The sequence below is a fragment of the Polaromonas glacialis genome, from assembly GCF_000709345.1.
GTDB classification, from domain to species: Bacteria; Pseudomonadota; Gammaproteobacteria; order Burkholderiales; family Burkholderiaceae_C; genus Polaromonas; species Polaromonas glacialis.
In genome coordinates this window covers 380,645-400,218 of the sequence record NZ_KL448323.1, presented here as the reverse complement: position 1 = coordinate 400,218, position 19,574 = coordinate 380,645, and the positions used below count along the sequence as shown (strand labels likewise).

Annotated in this window: 18 protein-coding genes; 6 read left to right on the top strand and 12 right to left on the bottom strand. The window is 64.0% G+C overall.

The genetic code is table 11. The annotated features are described in order from the left end of the window. Positions 1-10: 10 nt before the first annotated feature. The 4 genes from tilS to cysS all read right to left on the bottom strand — a co-directional run bounded on the left by tilS (position 11) and on the right by cysS (position 4,211). The gene (tilS, locus tag EC86_RS0102215) at positions 11-964 is read right to left on the bottom strand and encodes a tRNA lysidine(34) synthetase TilS (RefSeq protein WP_029524077.1); all 954 of its coding nucleotides are present in this window, start codon (positions 962-964) and stop codon (positions 11-13) included. Between the two features lie 46 nt (positions 965-1,010). Continuing rightward, entirely contained in the window at positions 1,011-1,991 is a 981-nt protein-coding gene (locus tag EC86_RS0102210) for an acetyl-CoA carboxylase carboxyltransferase subunit alpha (protein ID WP_029524076.1), read from the bottom strand. 62 nt (positions 1,992-2,053) lie between these two features. Next, entirely contained in the window at positions 2,054-2,758 is a 705-nt protein-coding gene (locus tag EC86_RS0102205) for a DNA-3-methyladenine glycosylase family protein (protein WP_029524075.1), read from the bottom strand. Positions 2,759-2,819: 61 nt separating this feature from the next. Next, entirely contained in the window at positions 2,820-4,211 is a 1,392-nt protein-coding gene (cysS, locus tag EC86_RS0102200; RefSeq protein WP_029524074.1) for a cysteine--tRNA ligase, read from the bottom strand. A gap of 303 nt (positions 4,212-4,514) precedes the next feature. On the opposite strand from cysS, the gene EC86_RS0102195 reads away from it, so the two are divergent. From EC86_RS0102195 to mgtA, 6 genes are all read left to right on the top strand, one after another. Continuing rightward, on the top strand, positions 4,515-5,081 hold the full coding sequence (locus EC86_RS0102195) for a tetratricopeptide repeat protein (protein WP_029524073.1): 567 nt from the start codon (positions 4,515-4,517) through the stop codon (positions 5,079-5,081). Positions 5,082-5,116: 35 nt separating this feature from the next. After that, positions 5,117-5,725, top strand: a complete 609-nt coding sequence (locus EC86_RS0102190; protein WP_029524072.1) for a peptidylprolyl isomerase — start codon at positions 5,117-5,119, stop codon at positions 5,723-5,725. A gap of 21 nt (positions 5,726-5,746) precedes the next feature. Beyond that, complete coding sequence (locus EC86_RS0102185; protein WP_029524071.1) at positions 5,747-6,256, top strand: peptidylprolyl isomerase; 510 nt, start codon at positions 5,747-5,749, stop codon at positions 6,254-6,256. Positions 6,257-6,300: 44 nt separating this feature from the next. Next, entirely contained in the window at positions 6,301-7,104 is an 804-nt protein-coding gene (locus EC86_RS0102180; protein ID WP_029524070.1) for a UDP-2,3-diacylglucosamine diphosphatase, read from the top strand. 10 nt (positions 7,105-7,114) lie between these two features. Further along, a complete protein-coding gene (locus EC86_RS0102175; RefSeq protein ID WP_029524069.1) occupies positions 7,115-7,936 on the top strand; it encodes a M90 family metallopeptidase in 822 nt (273 codons plus the stop codon). 176 nt (positions 7,937-8,112) lie between these two features. Then, positions 8,113-10,842 (top strand): magnesium-translocating P-type ATPase, encoded by a 2,730-nt coding sequence (gene mgtA / locus EC86_RS0102170; protein WP_029524068.1) that lies wholly within the window; start codon positions 8,113-8,115, stop codon positions 10,840-10,842. A 43-nt stretch (positions 10,843-10,885) separates the two neighbouring features. On the opposite strand, the gene EC86_RS0102165 is transcribed toward mgtA, so the two are convergent. The 8 genes from EC86_RS0102165 to EC86_RS0102140 form a co-directional block, all read right to left on the bottom strand. Next, complete coding sequence (locus tag EC86_RS0102165) at positions 10,886-11,851, bottom strand: glycosyltransferase family 2 protein (protein ID WP_051675682.1); 966 nt, start codon at positions 11,849-11,851, stop codon at positions 10,886-10,888. A 219-nt stretch (positions 11,852-12,070) separates the two neighbouring features. Further along, complete coding sequence (locus EC86_RS0102160) at positions 12,071-13,186, bottom strand: DNA methyltransferase family protein (protein WP_232229758.1); 1,116 nt, start codon at positions 13,184-13,186, stop codon at positions 12,071-12,073. A 17-nt stretch (positions 13,187-13,203) separates the two neighbouring features. Beyond that, a complete protein-coding gene (locus tag EC86_RS0102155) occupies positions 13,204-13,815 on the bottom strand; it encodes an IS630 family transposase (RefSeq protein WP_198026741.1) in 612 nt (203 codons plus the stop codon). Then, complete coding sequence (locus EC86_RS0102150) at positions 13,742-14,275, bottom strand: helix-turn-helix domain-containing protein (RefSeq protein WP_029524030.1); 534 nt, start codon at positions 14,273-14,275, stop codon at positions 13,742-13,744. The genes EC86_RS0102155 and EC86_RS0102150 overlap by 74 nt, the downstream gene beginning before the upstream one ends. After that, positions 14,182-15,126 (bottom strand): DNA methyltransferase, encoded by a 945-nt coding sequence (locus tag EC86_RS26855; protein WP_332258698.1) that lies wholly within the window; start codon positions 15,124-15,126, stop codon positions 14,182-14,184. Before EC86_RS26855 ends, EC86_RS0102150 begins: the two co-directional genes overlap by 94 nt. 9 nt (positions 15,127-15,135) lie before the next feature. Further along, positions 15,136-15,936 (bottom strand): type IIL restriction-modification enzyme MmeI, encoded by an 801-nt coding sequence (locus EC86_RS26850; RefSeq protein WP_051675680.1) that lies wholly within the window; start codon positions 15,934-15,936, stop codon positions 15,136-15,138. A 17-nt stretch (positions 15,937-15,953) separates the two neighbouring features. After that, the gene (locus EC86_RS26845) at positions 15,954-16,241 is read right to left on the bottom strand and encodes a hypothetical protein (protein ID WP_051675679.1); all 288 of its coding nucleotides are present in this window, start codon (positions 16,239-16,241) and stop codon (positions 15,954-15,956) included. 300 nt (positions 16,242-16,541) lie between these two features. Further along, positions 16,542-19,418 carry a DUF349 domain-containing protein gene (locus EC86_RS0102140; protein WP_029524065.1) on the bottom strand — a complete coding sequence of 959 codons (2,877 nt, stop codon included), beginning with the start codon at positions 19,416-19,418 and terminating at the stop codon, positions 16,542-16,544. Positions 19,419-19,574 lie beyond the last annotated feature (156 nt).

The following is a 19,574-nucleotide window of genomic DNA, read 5'->3' as shown; positions in this document are numbered from 1 at the left end:
CAATTTTCGTTCAGCGCCCTGCCGGGGCGGCCGCGTAGTGCAGGCTGCCGCCCTGCCGCGTCACACGGCCCGTCGCCACTTTGAGGTGAATCCGGTGGCCGCGCGTGGTGCAGGCGGTGACCTGGTGCAGCAATTGGTCCAGCTGCGCCGCGCTCGGCGTGGCCTGTTGCTGCAGCAGCCAGTAGCGCAGCAGATTGGCCTGGCGCGCTGGTGACAAAGCCTGCAAAGCCTTGATGGCGGGCGGATTGCCGGCGGCGGCCAGGTCCAGCGCGGCAACCTCGACCAGCACCGCCTGCGCCTGCGCGGCATGGCGGGCGCTGCGCGCGAACGTGGCCCGAAACTGCGGAAACGCCTGCGCCAGCGCGGGCAGCAGGCGCGCCCGGATGCGGTTGCGCGTGTAGCGTTCGTCGATATTGGTCGGGTCGTCCACAAATTCAATCGGCTGGCGCACCAGCCATTCACGCAGGACGGCGGAAGGAATCTGCAGCAGCGGCCGGTAAAACACCACGCCGCCGCGCTCGAACCGCGCCGGCATGGCCGACAGGCCGGGCAGGCCGGCGCCCCGGCTCAGCGCCAGCAGCAGGGTTTCGACCTGGTCGTCGGCGTGTTGGCCGAGCAGAATGCCGTGCATGCCCCGGGCTGTCGCCGCCGTGGCCAGCGCGGCATAGCGCGCGCGCCGTGCCGCGTCTTCGGGGCTTTCGCCGCAGGCATGGCGGGCATCGACCTGAACAATATGCAGGGGCAAACCAGCCTTGGCGCACACCGCTTCGCAGACGCGTACAAAGTCATCGGCAGCGGCCTGGAGCCCGTGGTGAATGTGAAAGGCCTGAACCTGCCCCGGCCAGCGCTCGGCGGCGGCCAGCAGCAAGGCGGTCGAGTCGGCGCCGCCGCTGTAGGCCACGCCCAGCGGCAAAAATGGATCGGCGGGAAAAAGGGCGTCAATACCCGCCAGCGCCGGATTCAGCGACTTGATGAGGCGCGCCGCGCCGGGCGGCGGCGTATGCAACAGGCTATTTTCCGGCGTCGGCTTTGGTGTCGGTGAAGCGGCCATAGCTTTGCAGCCGGTCATAGCGACGGTTGAGCAGTTCCTTGACCGGCAGGTCGCTGACCTGGCGGAAGGCATCGTTGAGCGCACGCTTCAGGAAAGCCGACATCTGCTTCGGGTCGCGGTGCGCGCCGCCGACCGGCTCGTTCACGATCTTGTCGATGACGCCAAGCGCCTTGAGCCGGTGCGCGGTAATGCCCAGCGCCTCGGCCGCATCCTGCGCTTTTTCAGACGTTTTCCAGAGGATGGATGCGCAGCCTTCAGGGCTGATGACCGAATAGATCGAATACTGCAGCATCACGACCTGGTCGCCGACCGAAATCGCCAGCGCTCCGCCGGAGCCGCCCTCGCCGATGATGGTGGTGATGATGGGCACCTCAAGCTGCGCCATTTCAAAGATGTTGCGGCCGATGGCCTCGGACTGGCCGCGCTCCTCGGCTTCGATGCCGGGATAGGCGCCGGGCGTGTCAACAAAGGTGAACACCGGCAGCTTGAATTTTTCTGCCGTCTTCATCAGGCGCAGCGCCTTGCGGTAGCCCTCGGGCTTGCTCATGCCGAAGTTGCGCAGTCCACGTTCCTTGGTGTCGCGCCCCTTCTGGTGGCCCAGCACCATGCAGGCATTGCCGTTGAAGCGCGCCAGGCCGCCGACGATGCTCAGGTCGTCGGCGAAATGCCGGTCGCCGTGCAGTTCGACAAAGTCGGTGAAGATGTCCCGGATGTAGTCCAGCGTGTAGGGCCGCTCGGCATGGCGGGCAATCTTGGTGATCTGCCAGGGCGTCAGGACGCTGTAGATGTCCTTGGTGAGCTGCTGGCTTTTTTTGGCCAGCTGCTCGATTTCGTCCGAAATATCGACCGCTGACTCGGTTTGCACATAACGCAATTCTTCAATTTTTCCTTCAAGCTCCGCAATCGGCTGCTCGAAATCGAGAAAGGTCTTTTTTGCCATGGTAATCCTCAGACTTTTAATTCTTGATCAGGCAGATTGCGAAGCGAACTGCACACCGTTGCTCAGGCGCCGGGCACGATTTTAGGGTCCAGCGACCGCCAAATATACCAAGTCGCCACGCTGCAGTATGGCGTCCAGGCGGCGGCGACTTCGCGCGCATCGCTGCGGCTGACCGATTCGCCGGAAAAATAGTTGTGGCTGATGCCGTTGATCAGCCCGACGTCATCGAGTGGCAGCACGTTGGGCCGCGTCAGGTAAAACATCAAAAACATCTCGGCCGTCCAGCGGCCGATGCCCCGGATGGCGATCAGCTCGGCAATGATGGTTTCATCGTCCATCGCCTGCCAGTCCTGCACATGGACGCGGCCGGCGTCGAAATGGATCGACAGATCGACCAAATATTCGACCTTGCGCGCGCTCAGGCCGGCCGCGCGCATGTCGTCGATCTTCAGGCGCAGCACATGGGACGGCGTCATTTCGGCGGGCAAGGCGGCGAAGCGGTGCCAGACGGTCTGCGCGGCCTTCACCGAAATCTGCTGGCCGACAATGCTGCGCGCCAGCGTGCTGAACGCGTCGCCACGCGACTGCAGGCAAGTGTTGCCAAACTGCGGAATCAGGCGTTTCATGACCCGGTCCTTCTTGACCAAGTGCTTGCAGGCGTCCTGCCAGTACGGCGGCACGACGATGGCCGGCTCGGGCGCGCCGGCCTTGTCGGTCAGCTCGATGGGCGCCGGGCTGGCAGTTTCAGCAATTACTATGTTTTTCATAGCTGCTCACGCCCGCTACACGTGCGCAAAAGGCCTGAAAGGCTGAAGAATTCTGAACGTTTCACGATTTCACCTCCCAGGTCGTTCCCTGGGGCGAGTCCTTGAGCACAATGCCCTGGTCCAGCAGATCGGTGCGGATGCGGTCGGCGGCCGCAAAGTCCCGGGCTTTCTTGGCATCGGCGCGCTGCACGATCAGGGCCTGGATGCTGGCGTCGTCCAGCCCGGCACCGGCCTGCAGGTAGGCTGAAGGATCGGCCTGCAGCAAGCCCAGGCAGGCGCCCAGGCTTTTCAGCAGCCCGGCCAGCTGGGCGGAACCGGTCCGGTTGACTTCGCCCGCCAGGTCGAACAGCACGGCCACGGCTTCGGGCGTGCCGAAGTCCTCGTCCATCGCGGCCTTGAAGCGGGCGGCAAACGGCTCGGCCCAGTCGATTTCGACTTCGGCCGGCGCCGCCAGGCCGAGCGCGGTGTACAGGCGCTTGAGCGAATTGCGGGCGTCGTCCAGGTGCGCGTCGCTGTAGTTGAGCGCGCTGCGGTAGTGCGCGCGCAGGATGAAAAAGCGCACGGTTTCGGCGTCGTACTTGGCCAGGACCTCGCGAATGGTGAAGAAATTGCCCAGCGACTTGGACATTTTCTCGTTGTCCACGCGCACGAAGCCGTTGTGAACCCAGAAGCGCGCCAGCGGCTTGCCGTTGGCGCCTTCGCTCTGGGCAATCTCGTTTTCATGGTGCGGAAACTGCAAATCAGCCCCGCCGCCGTGAATGTCAAAGGTCTCACCCAGCGTCGCGCAGCTCATGGCCGAGCATTCGATGTGCCAGCCCGGCCGGCCCCGGCCGTAGTCGTGGCCCAGCGCGGCGCTGTCCCACTTGGCGTCCTCGGGTTCGCTTTCCTTGGCCGACTTCCACAGCACGAAGTCCAGCGGGTCATCCTTGCCTTCAAGCACGGCCACGCGCTCGCCGGCGCGCAGCTCGTCGAGCGACTTGCCCGACAGCTTGCCGTAGCCCGGAAACTTGCGCACCGAATAATTCATGTCGCCGCCCGATCCGCGGTAGGCCAGGCCCTTGCCTTCCAGCGTGCCGATCATCGCCAGCATCTGCGGCACGTACTCGGTCGCGCGCGGCTCCAGCGTCGGCGGCTCGATGTTCAGCGCGCCGATGTCCTGGTGCATGGCGTCGATCATCTCGTCGGTCAATGCGCGGATGGTGATGCCGCGCTCGACGGCGCGCTTGATGATCTTGTCGTCGATGTCGGTGATGTTGCGCACGTAGGTGACCTGGTAGCCGCTTACCTTGAGCCAGCGCTGCACCACGTCAAAGGCCATCATCATGCGCGCATGGCCGATGTGGCAGAGATCGTAAATCGTCATTCCGCAAACATACATGCGGACCTGGCCGGGAACAAGAGGGGAAAAATCTTCTACGGCACGCGACAGCGTGTTGTAAATGCGAAGGCTCATGGAAATTGTCTGGATGCGTGGTCTGACGTTGGAATGCCAGGGGGAGGAAAAAGGAAAAACCTGAATATCCGGGCGCCACCGGCGGCGATGGCGCTGAAACGGAAGCGAAATCCTTGCGGTGGAACCGGGAAAGAACATCACGGCAAGGAGGGTGACTATACCCCCTCGGCTAGAATTAAACAGTATATCGAGCCGGGCCCGGCGCCTGTTGCGGCGCTGCAAACCCGGCCCGGGGCGGCTTGTCTTGCGGCCACCTTCCGCCCCGGCGCGGCCCCCTGTTTCCCCAAAAACAACGAGAGTCTTATGCCCACGCGAGCCGTCCTTTTCCGCCGTCCCCTGTCATTCCTGTCGGCCAGCCTGCTGCTGCTCGCGCTTTTTGGCGCGCCGGGAGTCCATGCCGACGAGTACACCGATGTCAACCGGCTGATCAGCGCCAAACAGTTTCCCCAGGCCCTGGCCGGCGCCGACAAATACCTGGCCGCCAAGCCGCGCGATCCGCAGATGCGTTTCCTGAAGGGCGTGATCCAGAGCGAAACCGCCCTGACCGCCGAAGCCATGGAAACCTTTGCCCAGCTCAACCGCGACTATCCGGAACTGCCCGAGCCCTACAACAACCTGGCCGTGCTGTACGCCGGCCTGGGCCAGTTCGACAAGGCCCGGGAATCGCTGGATATGGCTATTCGCCTGAACCCGCGCTATGCCACGGCCCACGAAAACCTGGGCGACATCCATGCCCGGCTGGCCAGCCAGTCCTACAGCCGCGCGCTGCAGCTCAATGCCGCCAACGCCGCGCTGCCGCCCAAGCTGGCGCTGGTCAACCAGTTGCTGACACCCGCCGCCAAGGCTGCCGCGCCAGCCAAGGCACCTTGAGTTCCAATTTTTACCTTTTGAAAAAGAACCACTTCATGAATATTCCAGGCACCGCTTTCACCCGCCGCAGCGCCACCCTCCTGCTGGCCGCCCTCACCCTGAGCGCCGGCGCGGCCCTGGCGGCCGACCCCGCTGCGCCCAAGGTCAAGTTCGCCACCAGCGAAGGCGACTTCGTGGTCGAGGTCTATCCCGACAAGGCGCCCAAGACGGTCGAGAATTTTCTCCAGTACGTCAAGGACAAGCACTACGACGGCACGGTGTTCCACCGCGTGATCAACAACTTCATGGTGCAAGGCGGCGGCTACGACGCCGCCTATGCCGAGAAGAAAACCCGCGCCCCGGTGGTGCATGAAGGCCGCGAGGCGCTGGCCAAGGGTGGCCCGAAAAACGTCGTCGGCACGCTGGCCATGGCCCGCACCAATGAGCCCAACTCCGCCTCGTCGCAGTTTTTCATCAACGTGAAAGACAATGACTTCCTGAACCCGAACGCCCTGGCCCCCGGCTACACCGTGTTCGGCAAGGTCACCAGCGGCATGGACGTGGTCAACAAGATCAAGTCCGTGCCCACCGGCAGCGGCGGCCCCTTCCCGTCGGACGTTCCCAAGACGCCCGTCGTGATCAAATCCGCAACCCTCGTCAACTAACCCACTCCAAAGGACAACTCCATGAGCAACCCGAAAGTCGAACTGCACATTGCCAAGCACGGCGTCATCACCCTGGAACTCGACGCCGACAAAGCGCCCAAGTCGGTCGCCAACTTCCTGAACTATGTCAACAAGGGCCATTACGACGGCACCGTGTTCCACCGCGTGATTCCCGGCTTCATGGTCCAGGGCGGCGGCTTTGCCGTCGGCATGACGCAAAAGCCGACCGACGGCGAGATCGAGAACGAAGCCACCAACGGCCTGAAGAACGACATGTACACCGTCGCCATGGCCCGCACCAATGCGCCGCATTCGGCCAGTTCGCAGTTTTTCATCAACGTTGGCAACAACGGCTTTTTGAACCACACCGGCCAGAACGCGTCGGGCTGGGGTTACGCCGTGTTCGGCAAGGTTGTTTCTGGCACCGACGTCGTGGACAAGATCAAGGCCGTCAAGACCGGCCGCAAGGGCTTTCATGACGACGTGCCGGTTGAAGACGTCGTGATCGAAAAAGCCGTCGCGCTGGCTTGATTGGGCAGCCGGACTGAGCTTGTGTGAGCTTGATTGAGTCCGACATGCACCCTTTTTCGACCGTGCCCCCCCTGGCCGAGCTTGCTGCTTCGCCATCGTGGCGCACGGTCGATTTCATTTCCGACCTGCACCTGTTCGCCGACGAGCCCGCGACCTTCAGCGTGTGGCAACACTATCTGCAGCACACGCCGGCCGATGCGGTGTTCATCCTCGGCGACCTGTTTGAAGTCTGGGTCGGCGACGACGCCGTCAGCGCCGACTTTTCCGCCCCTGCCCAAACCAGTTTTGAAAACCGCTGCGCCCGCGTGCTGGCCCAGGCGGGCAGCCGGCTGGCGCTTTTCTTCATGCACGGCAACCGCGACTTCCTGGTCGGCCCGGCCTTCATGGACGCCTGCCACGCTACCTTGCTCGACGATCCGACGGTACTGAGCTTTGCCGGCCAGCGCTGGCTGATGTCGCACGGCGATGCGCTCTGCCTGGACGACCTTGACTACATGGAATTCCGCCAGCAAGTGCGCAGCCCCGGCTGGCAGCGCTCTTTTCTGGCTAAGCCGCTGGCCGAACGCCAAGCCATGGCGCGCGAGATGCGCCGGCAAAGCGAGGCGCGCAAGCGATCAAGCATGGACTACGCCGACGTGGACATTGACGCCGCCCGCCAGTGGCTGCAGGCAGCGAATGCCCCCACGCTGATCCACGGCCACACCCACAAGCCCGCGCTGCACGACCTGGGCGATGGCCTGTCGCGCGTGGTGCTGAGCGACTGGGACGCGCAGGCCAGCGTGCCGCGCGCCGAGGTGCTGCGCCTGGACAGCAGCGGCCTGCGGCGCATCGCCCTGCCTGTCGCATGAGGCCGGCGCCATGCTGAACTGGCTGAAAAACCTGGCCGGCGCACTGGGCCTGCCCGGCGCCCGGCCCAAGGCGATTCCCGAAGCGCTGTGGCAGTCCACGCTGCGGCATTACCCTTTCCTGGAAAAACTTTCCGCCGCCGACCGGCAGGCGCTTCGCCTGCTGGTCGGCCGCTTCCTGCTGCACAAGGAATTCACCGGCGCGCACGACCTGGAAGTGACCGACGGCATGGCCGTGGCGATTGCCGCGCAGGCTTGCCTGCCGGTGCTGCGCCTGGGGCTGGGCTGGTATGACGATTTCACCGGCATCGTCGTACACCCGGGCGCGATGCTGGCGCGGCGCAAGGCCATCGACCCCGCCGGCGTGGTGCACGACTACCGCGAAGCGCTGCTCGGCGAGGCGATGCACGGCGGCCCGGTCACGCTGAGCTGGCAGGACGTGGCCGCGTCGGGCGCGTCGGCCGAGCGCGGCCACAACGTCGTGATCCACGAATTCATCCACAAGATCGACATGAAGGACGGCGCGGCCGACGGCTGCCCGCCCCTGCCGTCCCGCGCCGCCCAGGCGCACTGGCAGGAAGTCATGCAGGCGGCCTACGACCAGTTTCGCGAGCGCGTCGCCATGGCCGAGCGCTTCGGCGCCGAGCCGCCCTGGCTGGACGCCTATGGCGCCAGCGCGCCGGCCGAGTTCTTTGCCGTGGCTTGCGAGGCTTACTTCGTGAACCGCGAACGCTTCACCGAAGACTTTGCGCCGCTGACCGATCTGTTCGACCAGTTTTTCAAGCGAAACAAGGCTGTTTCGCAGGCTGCAACTGCACAGCCTGCTACTGATTAAGTAGCAGCCCAGCGTGCCGCACCGACCGGCAAGGCGACGGGGTAACCCGCATCACCAAGTGCTTGTAAAGCCCGCCAGTACGGACACAAAAAAAGCGTAAATTCCAGCCACGTTCGGCACAGGTGATGGTGGCTAGTGCTGCCAGGCGGAAAAACAAAAAAAAACAGCCCATTTCCATGAACATCTTCAGCCAGCTTTTTGGGCGCTTCCTGGCCTCGCGCCGCACCAGCCATCTGTTTCGCAGCCGGGCGATTTTCGAGTCGCTGCCGAAACAAGGCCGCGCCGGGGCGGTGCCCGATCCCTTGTCCCGGCAACTGGAACGACAGGCACGGGACGACCTGGGCAGCGTGCTGGCGCAACTGGGCAGCCGCAAGGAAGGTCTGAGCGACGCCGAAGCCGACGCCATCCGCGCCCGGGTCGGCCCGAACGAGGTCGAGCACGAAAAGCCGATGCCGTGGTGGCTGCACCTGTGGCTGAGCTACAAGAACCCGTTCAACCTGCTGCTGACGCTGCTGGCGGTCGTGTCGTATGTCACCGAGGACCTCAAGGCGGCCATCGTGATCGGCAGCATGGTGGCGCTGTCCACCCTGATCCGCTTTGTGCAGGAGCGGCGTTCCAACCAGGCCGCGCTGGCGCTGAAGGAGCTGGTCAGCAACCAGGCCACCGTGATCCGGCGTGGCGGCGCCGGGGCACCCGCCGCGACCGGCATGCCGCCGGCCGGCCAGGTCGAGCTGGCGATCAGGCAGCTCGTGCCCGGCGACATCGTGCTGCTGTCGGCCGGCGACATGATTCCGGCCGATGGCCGCGTCATGAGCGCCAAGGACCTGTTTGTCAGCCAGTCGGCCATGACCGGCGAATCCCTGCCGGTCGAGAAATTTCCGGAGGCCGGGGCCAAGGCCGGGAGCGCGCTGGAAATGGCCAACCTGGTGTTCATGGGCACCAACGTGGTGTCGGGCTCGGCAACCGTCGTCGTGCTGGCCACCGGCAACCACACCTACTTCGGCGCGCTGGCCACGCGCATCACGGCCGACACGTCCGAGGTCAACGCCTTCCAGGCCGGCGTCAACCAGGTCAGCTGGCTGCTGATCCGCTTTGCCTTGGTCATGGTGCCGATTGTTTTCCTGATCAACGGCTTCACCAAGGGCGACTGGCCGCAGGCTTTTTTGTTCGCGCTGTCGGTGGCGGTCGGGCTCACGCCCGAGATGCTGCCCATGATCGTCACGTCCACGCTGGCCAAGGGCGCGGTGCTGCTGTCGCGCAAGAAGGTCATCGTCAAGCGGCTCGACGCCATCCAGAACTTTGGCGCCATGAACGTGCTGTGTACCGACAAGACCGGCACGCTGACGCAGGACAAGATCGCCCTGGCGCGCCACACCGACGTGTTCGGCCGCGAATCGGAGGAAGTGCTGGGCTTTGCCTACCTCAACAGCTACTACCAGACCGGCCTGAAAAACCTGCTCGACCACGCGGTGCTGGAGCATGCCGAAGTCCACCAGGCGCTGCAGCTGGCCGAGAACTACCAGAAGATCGACGAGATTCCGTTTGACTTCCAGCGCCGGCGCATGTCGGTCGTGGTGTCCGAACGCAACCACCACCACGAGCTGATCTGCAAGGGCGCGGTGGAAGAAGTTACCGCCATCTGCACGCAGGTGCGCGATGGCGACAACATCGTGGCGCTGGACGCTGCCATGCTCGAGCGCGTGCACCGCGTCACGCGCGAGCTGAACGAGAAAGGCCTGCGCGTGGTCGCCGTGGCGATGAAGGAAATCCCGCCCAGCCAGTCGGTGTATTCGGTGGCCGACGAGTCGGCGCTGATGCTGATGGGCTACATCGCCTTTCTCGACCCGCCCAAGGAATCGACCGCGCCGGCGCTCAAGGCGCTGGCGGTCCACGGCATCACCGTCAAGATACTGACCGGCGACAACGAACTGGTGACGTCCGAGGTCTGCCGCCAGGTCGGCCTTCAAGTGCAAGGCATCGTGCTCGGTCCGCAGATCGACGCCATGGACGACCCGGCGCTGGCCGAAGCGGTCGAGCGGCACACCATCTTTGCCAAGCTGTCGCCGATGAACAAGGAGCGCATCGTGCGCAGCCTGCGCGCCAATGGCAATGTGGTCGGATTCATGGGCGACGGCATCAACGACGCGCCGGCGCTGCGGGCCGCCGACATCGGCATTTCGGTCGATACGGCAGTCGATATCGCCAAGGAAGCGGCCGACATCATCCTGCTCGAACGCAGCCTGATGGTGCTCAAAGAAGGCGTGCTCGAAGGCCGCAAGACCTTCAGCAACATGCTGAAATACATCCGCATGACGGCCAGTTCGAACTTTGGCAACGTGTTTTCGGTGCTGGTGGCCAGCGTTTTTTTGCCGTTTTTGCCGATGTTGCCGCTGCAGCTGCTGGTGCAGAACCTGCTGTACGACGTGTCGCAAATCGCCATTCCGTTTGACAACGTCGATGCCGACCAGGTCAGCCAGCCGCTGAAGTGGAACCCGGACGACATCGGCCGCTTCATGGTTTACTTCGGGCCGATCAGCTCGATCTTCGACATCACCACGTTCGCGCTGATGTGGTTCGTGTTCAAGGCCAACGCCATCGAATCGCAGACCCTGTTCCAGTCGGGCTGGTTCGTGGTCGGGCTGCTGACGAAAACCCTGATCGTTCACATGATCCGCACGCCCAGGATCCCGTTCATTGAAAGCCGCGCCGCCTGGCCGCTGCTGGGAATGACGCTGCTCATCATGGCCGCAGGCATTTTCCTGCCGATGGGCCCGCTCGCCAGCTACTTCAAGCTCCAGGCGCTGCCGCCGGCCTACTTTGGCTGGCTGGCCGCGATCTTGCTCGGCTATGCGCTGCTGGCGACGCTGATGAAGCGCTACTACCTGCGGCGCTTTGGCTGGCAATAGGCTGCGCCTGCTTTGGCGGCTAAGCCACCGGCCAGAAGCTCGGTTAGCCAGAGGCAACCTGGTCAGCCGCCGCCGCTGTCGCAGCGCCAGCCGCAGCCAGCGCCATGCCTTTTTTAGGCGACAGCGCCGGCTTTTGCAAGATCAGCTGCAGCTTGCCGGTGGCCCAGCCAAAACTCCATATCCATTCCGCCAGCATGGCCTGCCCCTGGGGATGCCGCAAGGCCCGCGACAGCGCTGCCCAGGCGCCTGCCGGCAGCGACCGGGCCATGGACACCAAGTGCCGGGGCAAACTGAGCCGGCCCATCGCCGTTCCATAGTGGTGGTGCAGCCGGGTGGTGTCGCGCCCCCAGTTCTGCCCCTGGCGAAACCGCGCCATGAGCGACGACTTTTCGCGGTAATGCACCAGCGCTTCGGCTTCAAAGTGCAGCGCATAGCCGGCCAGCTGCGCCCGCCAGCAATATTCCCCGTCGTGAACAATGGGGAAATCGATGTTCAGCGGACCCAGCCTCTCGTAAATCGAGCGGCTCAGGCCAAAACCACAGGCGCTGGCCGAGAACAAATGCGGCGCCACCGGCATGCGAAAAAGCCCTGCCGACTGGTAGCCCTCGCCGTGCGGCGGATGAAGCCAGTCGGCGTTCAGCTTGCGGTGGTCCAGCCGCGCCAGCACAAAGTCATGCGCCGTCAGGGCGCGGCCCATGGCGGCCAGCCAGCCCGGCGCGACTTCATCGTCGGCCTCGCAAAACACAAACGCATCGCCCGTGGCCGCCTTGATGCCCGTGTTGTAGGAATGCGGCACGCCCAGCCGGGGCGTGCCGGGTACATACGCCTCGACGATTTGCAGCACGGGAAGCCGCGCCCGGTAGGCCTCGACCATCGCCATGGAGCCGTCGGTCGAGCCGTTGTTGACGACGATCAGTTCCCAGCCGCCCGGCCAGTCCTGGAGCGTGAGCGCCTCAAGCTGCACGGCAAGCGTGGCCGCACCGTTGAAGCACGGAAGGATGACGCTCAATTTCAGAACATCCGGGACTGATCTGCTTTGCATGCTGTGGCGCTTCTTGTTGTTGAGTTTCCCTGAATTATTGAATTCCGACACGCTTTTAACAAGTTGACGCGTTAGCCTCTTTGCCCTATTGAAGAGGTGAGGCCAGAACGCACCGGATGACCTGAAAATCTCCAGTTTTGAGAAAAATAGGCCGTTTGCGCACGTCCCGCCTGCGCGAGCAGCTATTTATTTAGTAGCGCCCTGCACCTTGGCGCGCTGCAGGTTCAGGGCCAGCAGGCGCTTGAGAATTTCCTCGTCCGGCAGGTCGGCGCGGTAGTCAAGCCAGCCATAGGCGGCGGCCACGGCGTCGTCGAGCGCCTGGTGGGCGGCATCGAGCCACGCTGGGCGCTGGTTGTAGAGCTTGGTCAGCGTGCGTTCGGCCAGTTCCTTTTCGTGGCCGTTTCTGGGCACGATGCGGTCGGGGTACGGCGACGCGTCCATGCCCAGCGGAATCACCTCGGGCAGGCGCTGCGTCCATTCGGGCGGATTGAGCCAGTTCTCGCGCAGGTCGTTCAGGCGCTTGGCGGCGCGGGCGATGTGCATGGCGTGTTCGCGAATCGCTATGCTTTTAATAGCTGCCTGCGCCCGTGCCTTCTGCGTAAGAGCCTTTTTTGGTGCTGAAATATCGGCCGGGATCAGCGCCCCGCCCTCGATGGCCTCGGTTTTCTGGTGCGCGGTGTCGGCGGGGGTCAGGCCTGCGGGGAAGGGGAAGGTTTCGAAGCAGGATTTGGCGTTGTAAGTTGGATCGTTACCCACGCCATGCATTGACGCCTGCGCTAGCGACCAAACTTCGTGGATGCGCGAGCTAAGAATGCCAAAACTTCCGTCATCCAAGCGAGCGAAAACGTTCAAACGGGTATCCGGCAAAATCGTTGAATCCAAGAAGCAGAAATATCGATGCTTTGACACGCGCACCGTAGCGACATAACGGGAAAGTGGCAACATAGCAATGCGCATGGCCCCGCGTGGACGTTCATGCAACCACCACTTTTCGGTCAGATTTGCTTTCATCCGTTCGGGCTTTACCACACGCTGAAGGTGTGTAAAAGGTGCTTCGAACAATACAGCTTCGAATTCGCTTGCCTCTGAGCCGAAATCAATAATCCAAGTGTCGGTTGGCCTCTTGGCAAGGCCTTGTCCGTTACGCCACGGCTTAACCACCTCGGAATTGGGCCGACCGTGTGGGTTGGGCTGTAGCAACCAAGAGCGAGCCAGTTCACCCGAAATATCAAAATCGCCGTATTTTTTGGTGCCTTCAAAGCTGGTGCCGGAATTTTCAACCAGCGGCTTGGCAAGTGACATATCATACCAATCCCGTGTCATGAAATAACCGAAGCCGAGGGCAGCACTGCCCAGCTGCGGGAGCACAAAGAGCGGATGGCGCCAGGGATTTGCGTGAAGGCATTCCAGGCGTCGCAGCAGGCGTCAACAATCTGCTCGTAGCCGTCGTAGCAGCGGTTGGCCAAGTGCCGGTCGCGTAGTTGCGCCCACACCTGCTCGGCCGGGTTGAGCTCGGGCGACCCCGCTGGCAGCGGCAACAATGAAACGTTCGGGAACTGCGGCAGTTTGGGCGTGGTGTGCCATCCCGCGCGGTCCAGCACCAGCACGGCATGGCGTCCCGCAGGCACCGCTTCGCTCAGGACCTGCAGATGATGGCTCATCGCCTCGGTATTGGCGTGCGGCATGACCAGACCGATGGCACTGTCCTGCCGTGGACAGACGGCGCCAAAGATGTACGCCGATTCGGACTGCTGCTGGCGCACCACCCGGGGCCGCGTTCCCTTGCGCGCCCACAGGCGCGTTTGCGTGCCGCGCTGGCCGATGCGCATTTCATCCTGGAACCAGATGTCCACCTGTTCAGGCGCAACGCCTGGCGGCAGCGTTGCGGCGACTTCCTGGACGAAGTTTTTTTTTGAATTCGGCTTGTGCAACCAGATCGGCGTAGGGACTGACGGCGCGGGCCGAAATCCATACCAGCCCCAGGCGCTTCATCAGGTCATACACACCGTTCAGGCTGTAGGCCACGCCAAACTGCCCGGCCAGCAACTGGCGGATGTCTTCGCCCCGCACCCGACCGCCGCCGCGTTCGCCCTGCAGTTGCTCGACCGCCTGGCGAAACGCTTCCTCCTGTGCTTTGGCAAGGCGCTGCGTGCTCCAGTCATGCGGCATGCCGGCCAGACGGGCCACGCCGCCAGCGAGGAACCATTGCACCCAGCGCATGACCGCGTGGCGGGTCACGCGCAATGCAGCCGCCACTTCGGTATAGCTCTTGCCGTCCTTTAGGTGCGCCAGCGCGATCAGGCGCAGTCGCCGGCGCCCATCCTTTTCCTTGTGGGCCAGTCGGTCGAAATCATAGGGCTGCAGCTGATCAATGATGTGCTGAGATAACATTTTCGTAACCTCCTGCGAGAGCCAATATGTCTCAGACTCCGATCGCTGGCTTTGGTTCTTTGTCTGTCGGGATTGGTATCACTCGCCACTGAATCACCCAGCTCTGCGGTAATTTGATCGACCCGTTTACCGTTCAAAAAGCAACCTTCGCCCATGCCAAAACTTACCAGCGAAACTCTTACGGCCGCACCGTCGTTCACCCAAGCCTCGTCACTCCATGCGTCAAAAATTCGGGTTTGTTTTCTGATGGCAATGGGGACCGCGCGGTTTGAGCCGCTTCGGATACTTTGCGTTGTCACCATTCCAGCAGCGCCTAAATCGTTGCATTCAATAGCAACTCGGGCCTTTTCAAACCAGTAGCAAACCAAATCCGCGCCAGCGGGAACACGCCCAGCAAACACGGTTGACAAGGCTTCAAAGTACCCATCGCCCAGTTCGCGGCGCTTCTTGCTGCCGCCCAGAAACGGCGGATTCCCCATCACCACGCTGGCTTTCGGCCATTCGGCCTCGACCGGCACGGCGCCGCCAGCCCCAAATGCCAGCAGCGCGTCGCGGCACTCGATGTGGTCGAGCGGTTCCAGCACCGGGTTGGTCTTGAACTCGTAGCCGTGCAGCAGCCACCATTGCAGCTCGCCAATCCACACCGTGACGCGCGCCAGTTCGGCGGCGTATTCGTTCAGCTCGATGCCAAGCATGTTGTGCGGGCCGGTCACCAGGTCGGCTTCGCGCTCAAGCCCCAGCGTGGCCGCCTCGATGTGGCTTTTGTGCTCGATGTCCTTGAGCGCCTTCAGACCCATGAACAGGAAATTTCCGCTGCCGCAGGCCGGATCCAACACGCGGAAGTCTTTCAGCTGGTCGAGCTAGCCGATGAATTTGACTTGCGCGGCCTTGTAGTTTTTATCGCCTTTCCGGGTGCTTTTGGCCAGATGCGCTTGCAGCACGGGCACGAGCTGCTCCCAAACCTGTAGCAGCGGGCGCTTCAGCACCGGCTCGACGATGCGCTCGATGGTGGCCGGGTCGGTGTAGTGCGCGCCGAGCTGGCTGCGTTTGCCGGGGTCGAGCCCGCGCTCGAACAGCGTGCCGAAGATCGACACGTCAATCGCGCTCCAGTTCAGGCCGGCGGCATTGCGCAGCTCGGTCATTTCCATCACGCTGAGCGGCGGCACCTTGATGGTCTTGAACAGCCCGCCGTTGAACCACGGAATGTCGTCGTTGCCGTACAGCCCGCCGTCACGCATCACGCTGAACAGGTTGTGCATGCCGCCGGTCAGTTTTTCGCTGGTGAGCTTGCGGTTGTTCACCAGCCCCTCGAACATGCGGCCGGGCAGCAGGCCCACGTCTTCGGCAAAAAAGCAGAACAGGCATTGCGTGAGGAAATGCGCGACCTCGTCGGCATGCGTTTGCCAGCCCTGCGGGTCGGCGTCTTTCGCCGGGCCGCGATTGCGCATGCCTTCGGCCAGCGTGGCAAAGCTGCGCGCGGCGGCCTCGGTGATGTCGCGGCTGGTTTTCTTCGGGCGAAAGCTCTCGGGCGCCGTCCAGATGCGGCGCAGCAGCGCCAGCTTGTCGGGCTGCGCCAGCTCGGCCAGCAGCACCGTGTGCGTTTCGGTCGGGTGGCCGGTGAACTGGGTGTGGATGCGGATCGTCAGGCGGTCGCAGACCACCTGAATCGGCGGGTTGCTCAGGGCGAGGCTGTAGCTGAGCAGCTGCTTGAGCGCGGCGTCCAGGTTCTTGCCGGGTGCCTTGTTTTCCCAGGCAAAGGCGCCGGCCTGAACACGTCGGCATAACCCGTGCGCCCGCCAATGACGCTGTTCTTTTCCTCGAACAAGTAGCCCGCTTCGCTGCCGGGCTTGGGCACGGCCAGCAGTTCGCACAGGTCGAGGAAATGGCTTTGCGCGCCCTGCTCTTCGTTCAGGCCGCAGGCCGGGCCGCCGGGACCCCATTTTTGAATAAAGTCCTGGGGCGTCATGGCGTCCTGGCGTTGGAGGGAATGAGGGGAATCGGAGTGGGCGCGGGCTGGGCGGGCAACAGGCAAAAACCCGGCACCAACGCCTTGAAAAACGTCGGTGCCGGGTTGCCGTGCAGTGTTAGGGAAGCGGAAATTTCCGATGTAGCCATGTCATGCCGGGCTGAGCCTGCCCCGGACCTGATCCGGGGACCCGGCATCCATGAACCCGGGGCCATGGATTGCGGGTCAAGCCCGCAATGACAGCCAATTGAAACCGGCACTTTTCAATTTCCGTCTCCTTTAGCCCGGAAGCGCGCGGCTTCAGCGCTTGAGCAAGGCCTTCAGCGCGTTCTGCAGGCGCCGCGCGTTGCCGGCGTCGAACTCGGCGGCCAGCACCTTGGCGGTGTCTTCGCCCCAGGTTTCGGTCGGTGCGGGCGCATTGCGGCGGGTCAGCAACTGCAGTTGCAGCATGCGGCGCGCGCTGATGTGCTCGGCTGGCGTCGGCAGTTCGGCGGCCATTTCCAGGCGCAGCAGCGATTCGGCGGCATCTTTTCCAGCCGGCTCGCCCAGCGCCTTCACCCAGCTGGTGCGCACCGCAGGCGCGACCTGCTTGCCCAGTTCCTGCACGGCGGGCAGCTGCTCGGGGTCGCGCTTTTCCCATGCGGTCAGCAGGTTGGTCAGCACTTCGCCGTGGGCCTGCATGGCGAGCTTTTTCAGCGCATGGTTGGCGGCCTCGAAAGCCTCGCGCTGGGCGCGGAAGGCGGCATCGCCCAGGCGCGGGCCGCGCTCTTCAAATGCCGGACGCTCGCTGCGTTCGCTGAAACGCTCGGTGCGCTCGGGGCGGTAAGGCTCGAACTTGTTGTCGGTGCTCTGGCGCGGGCCGCTGGGCTTGCCGCCCGGACGCGCGTCCTTGCGGTCGCCAAACTTGCCGCCACGGCCGGCGGCGGCGGCGGGCTCGGCCTTGCGGGCGCCGGGACGGTCGTCGCCGCGCATGGCGATGATCTTCTTGGGGGCAGGTTTCGGCGGGGCAGCAGGCTCTGCGGGCGCGATGGCGGGTTCCGAAGATTCGGAAAAACCGGCCTCAATGGCTTCAGGCGTCGGGTTGCCGTCGGCATCGACTGTAGCGTCGGCTGCTATGCTTTCAGTAGCTGCCTGTGCAGGCGCATCCTGCGCGGAAGGCTGATTTTGCTCAGAAACCGAGGATTCGGCGCGGCTGGCGGCGGCATCGGCCACGTCGGCGGCGGTCTTGGCATCGGCTGCGGCGGCGGCAACCTGCCCGCGCACGGCGGCTTCCAGCGCCTTGGCGGCGGCGTGGATTTTTTGCGCGTCGCCGCTGGCGGTGGCCAGCTCGACGGCCTTGGCGGCCTCCAGCACGTAACGGTCGTGTTCGCCCAATGCAGAGGCGGCTTTTTCGCGCTCGACGGTCTTGCGCTGGAAGGCGTCATCAATCGGCTTGCGGAAGGCGTCCCAGAGCTTTTGCTCCTGCTTGCGCTCGATCGGCACGCTTTGCGCTTCATGCTGCCAGCGCTGCTGCAGCGACTTGACGGCGTCGATGCGCAACTGCGGCTCGGCGCCCAGCACCGAGGCTTCCTCGATCATGGCGCGGCGGCGCGCCAGGCTGGCGCCTCTAGCGGCGGTCAGGCCGGCATCGGCCTGGTCCATCGCGGCTTTCCAGACCGGCTGGATTTCGGCAAACGCCTTGTCGCCCAGGTGGCCGGCTTCGCGCCATTTCTCGACAAAGCCGTTCAGGCTGCGGATGTGCATTTTCCAGTCGGCGTTGTCCTTGTGGGCTTCGGCCCAGGCCAGCACTTCGTCGATCAGCGCCTGGCGCTGGGCCTTGTGGGCTTCGGCCTGTTCCTTGACCTTTTCCAGCCAGGCTTCGACGACCTTGTGCGCTTCGTTGCAGGCGTCGTCAAAACGCTTCCACAGCGCGTGGTTGGGCGTGCCGCCCTGGTCGCTGGTCTTCCACTGCTCGCGCATGTGGCGCAGCGCGTCCTGCTGCTTGCGACCACCCAGCGGCTTGGCGAGCAGCGCTTCGGCCTTGACGACCAGTTCCTCGCGGATCTGGTCGGCACGCCAGCGCTGCCAGCCTTCGAGTTCGCCAGCGGCGGTCAGCGCGGCATGCGCGGCGGCCTCTAACTTGCTGTCGATGTGGCGGATGTTGTCTTTCAGCGCCTGGCGCAGTTCGGCGGCGACCTTGGGCGTGGACTTGCCGTGGCCTTCGGTGACTTCATGCTCCAGCTTGGCGAGCGCCTGCTGCACGATGGCGGACGACTTGGCGCGCAGGTCGTTCAGCGCGGCCGGGTCCATTTTGGTCTTGGGCGCGCGGGCCGGCTGGCCGGCGTCGGCAGCGCTGTGTTGTTCGGATTTCGAGGTCGGCTGGCCGCGCGCGGCGCGCAGCTCGTCGGCCCAGACCGGCACGGCGGGCAGTGGCGCAGTCGCATCTTCAGCAGCTTTCATGGCCACGGCCAGCGCGCTTTGAAAGGCTTCCCAGACGGCCAGCAGCTGGCCGCGCGAAGCTTCCAGCAGCGGCGGGAACTTGCCATCGACGCTGGCCCAGTTGGCATCCTGCGTCAGTTCGTCGGCCTGGGCCTGCCAGTGCGCGACATCTAGGCGCAGCGTTTCGAGCACGGACTCGGCATCGCGCCACGGCTTGATCGACAGCACTTCGATGCGCTGGGCGATCAGCACGGCGGCCTCGCGCTGAACCTGGGTGCGGTGCTGCAGGTCTTCAATCGTCTTGACGCGCTCGGCGAGCTGCACCTTCAGGCCGGCCAGCGGCTCCTTGGACAGCGGCGCGCCGGCCTTGGCGGCATCGCGCTGCCAGGCCAGGGCGTTGGCCAGGTTGAGCTTGGGCAGCGCCAGTAGCGCCTGGGCTTTTTCAGCCCATTCGGCGGCGACGGCTTCCTGGCCCCTGCTGCGACGGGCTTCGTCGAGCTTTTCCTTCAGGGGCTTGGCGGCGCCCTTGTCGCGGTTGGCCAGGTCCTTGTAGACCTCGGCCATCTGCTCGACGCTGGGGTCGGTGGCTAGCCACTGGCGGATGCGGGAAGCCCGCTCGCCCGAGGTGGAGGCTGAAAAAGCGCCGCCCGTCAGGCCGTCCAGCGGATGGACTTCGGCACTTTTGCCGGGGCTGGTTTTCACGGCGGCGGCCGGCGTGGTGTCGGCTTTGGAAGATTTGGACAAGGGAAAGCGCAGCATAGTTAACAATCGTTTCGGAAAAAAAGCCGCCAGCAACAGCACCTGCGCCACGCATTCAAAGCCCCAAACCAGCGTGCCTGCCGGCAGCGTCAAGACTCAAGGGGCGAAGAACAGGAAGTTCTGTCAGCGAAGAAAAATTTGGTTTGTGGCTTGCAA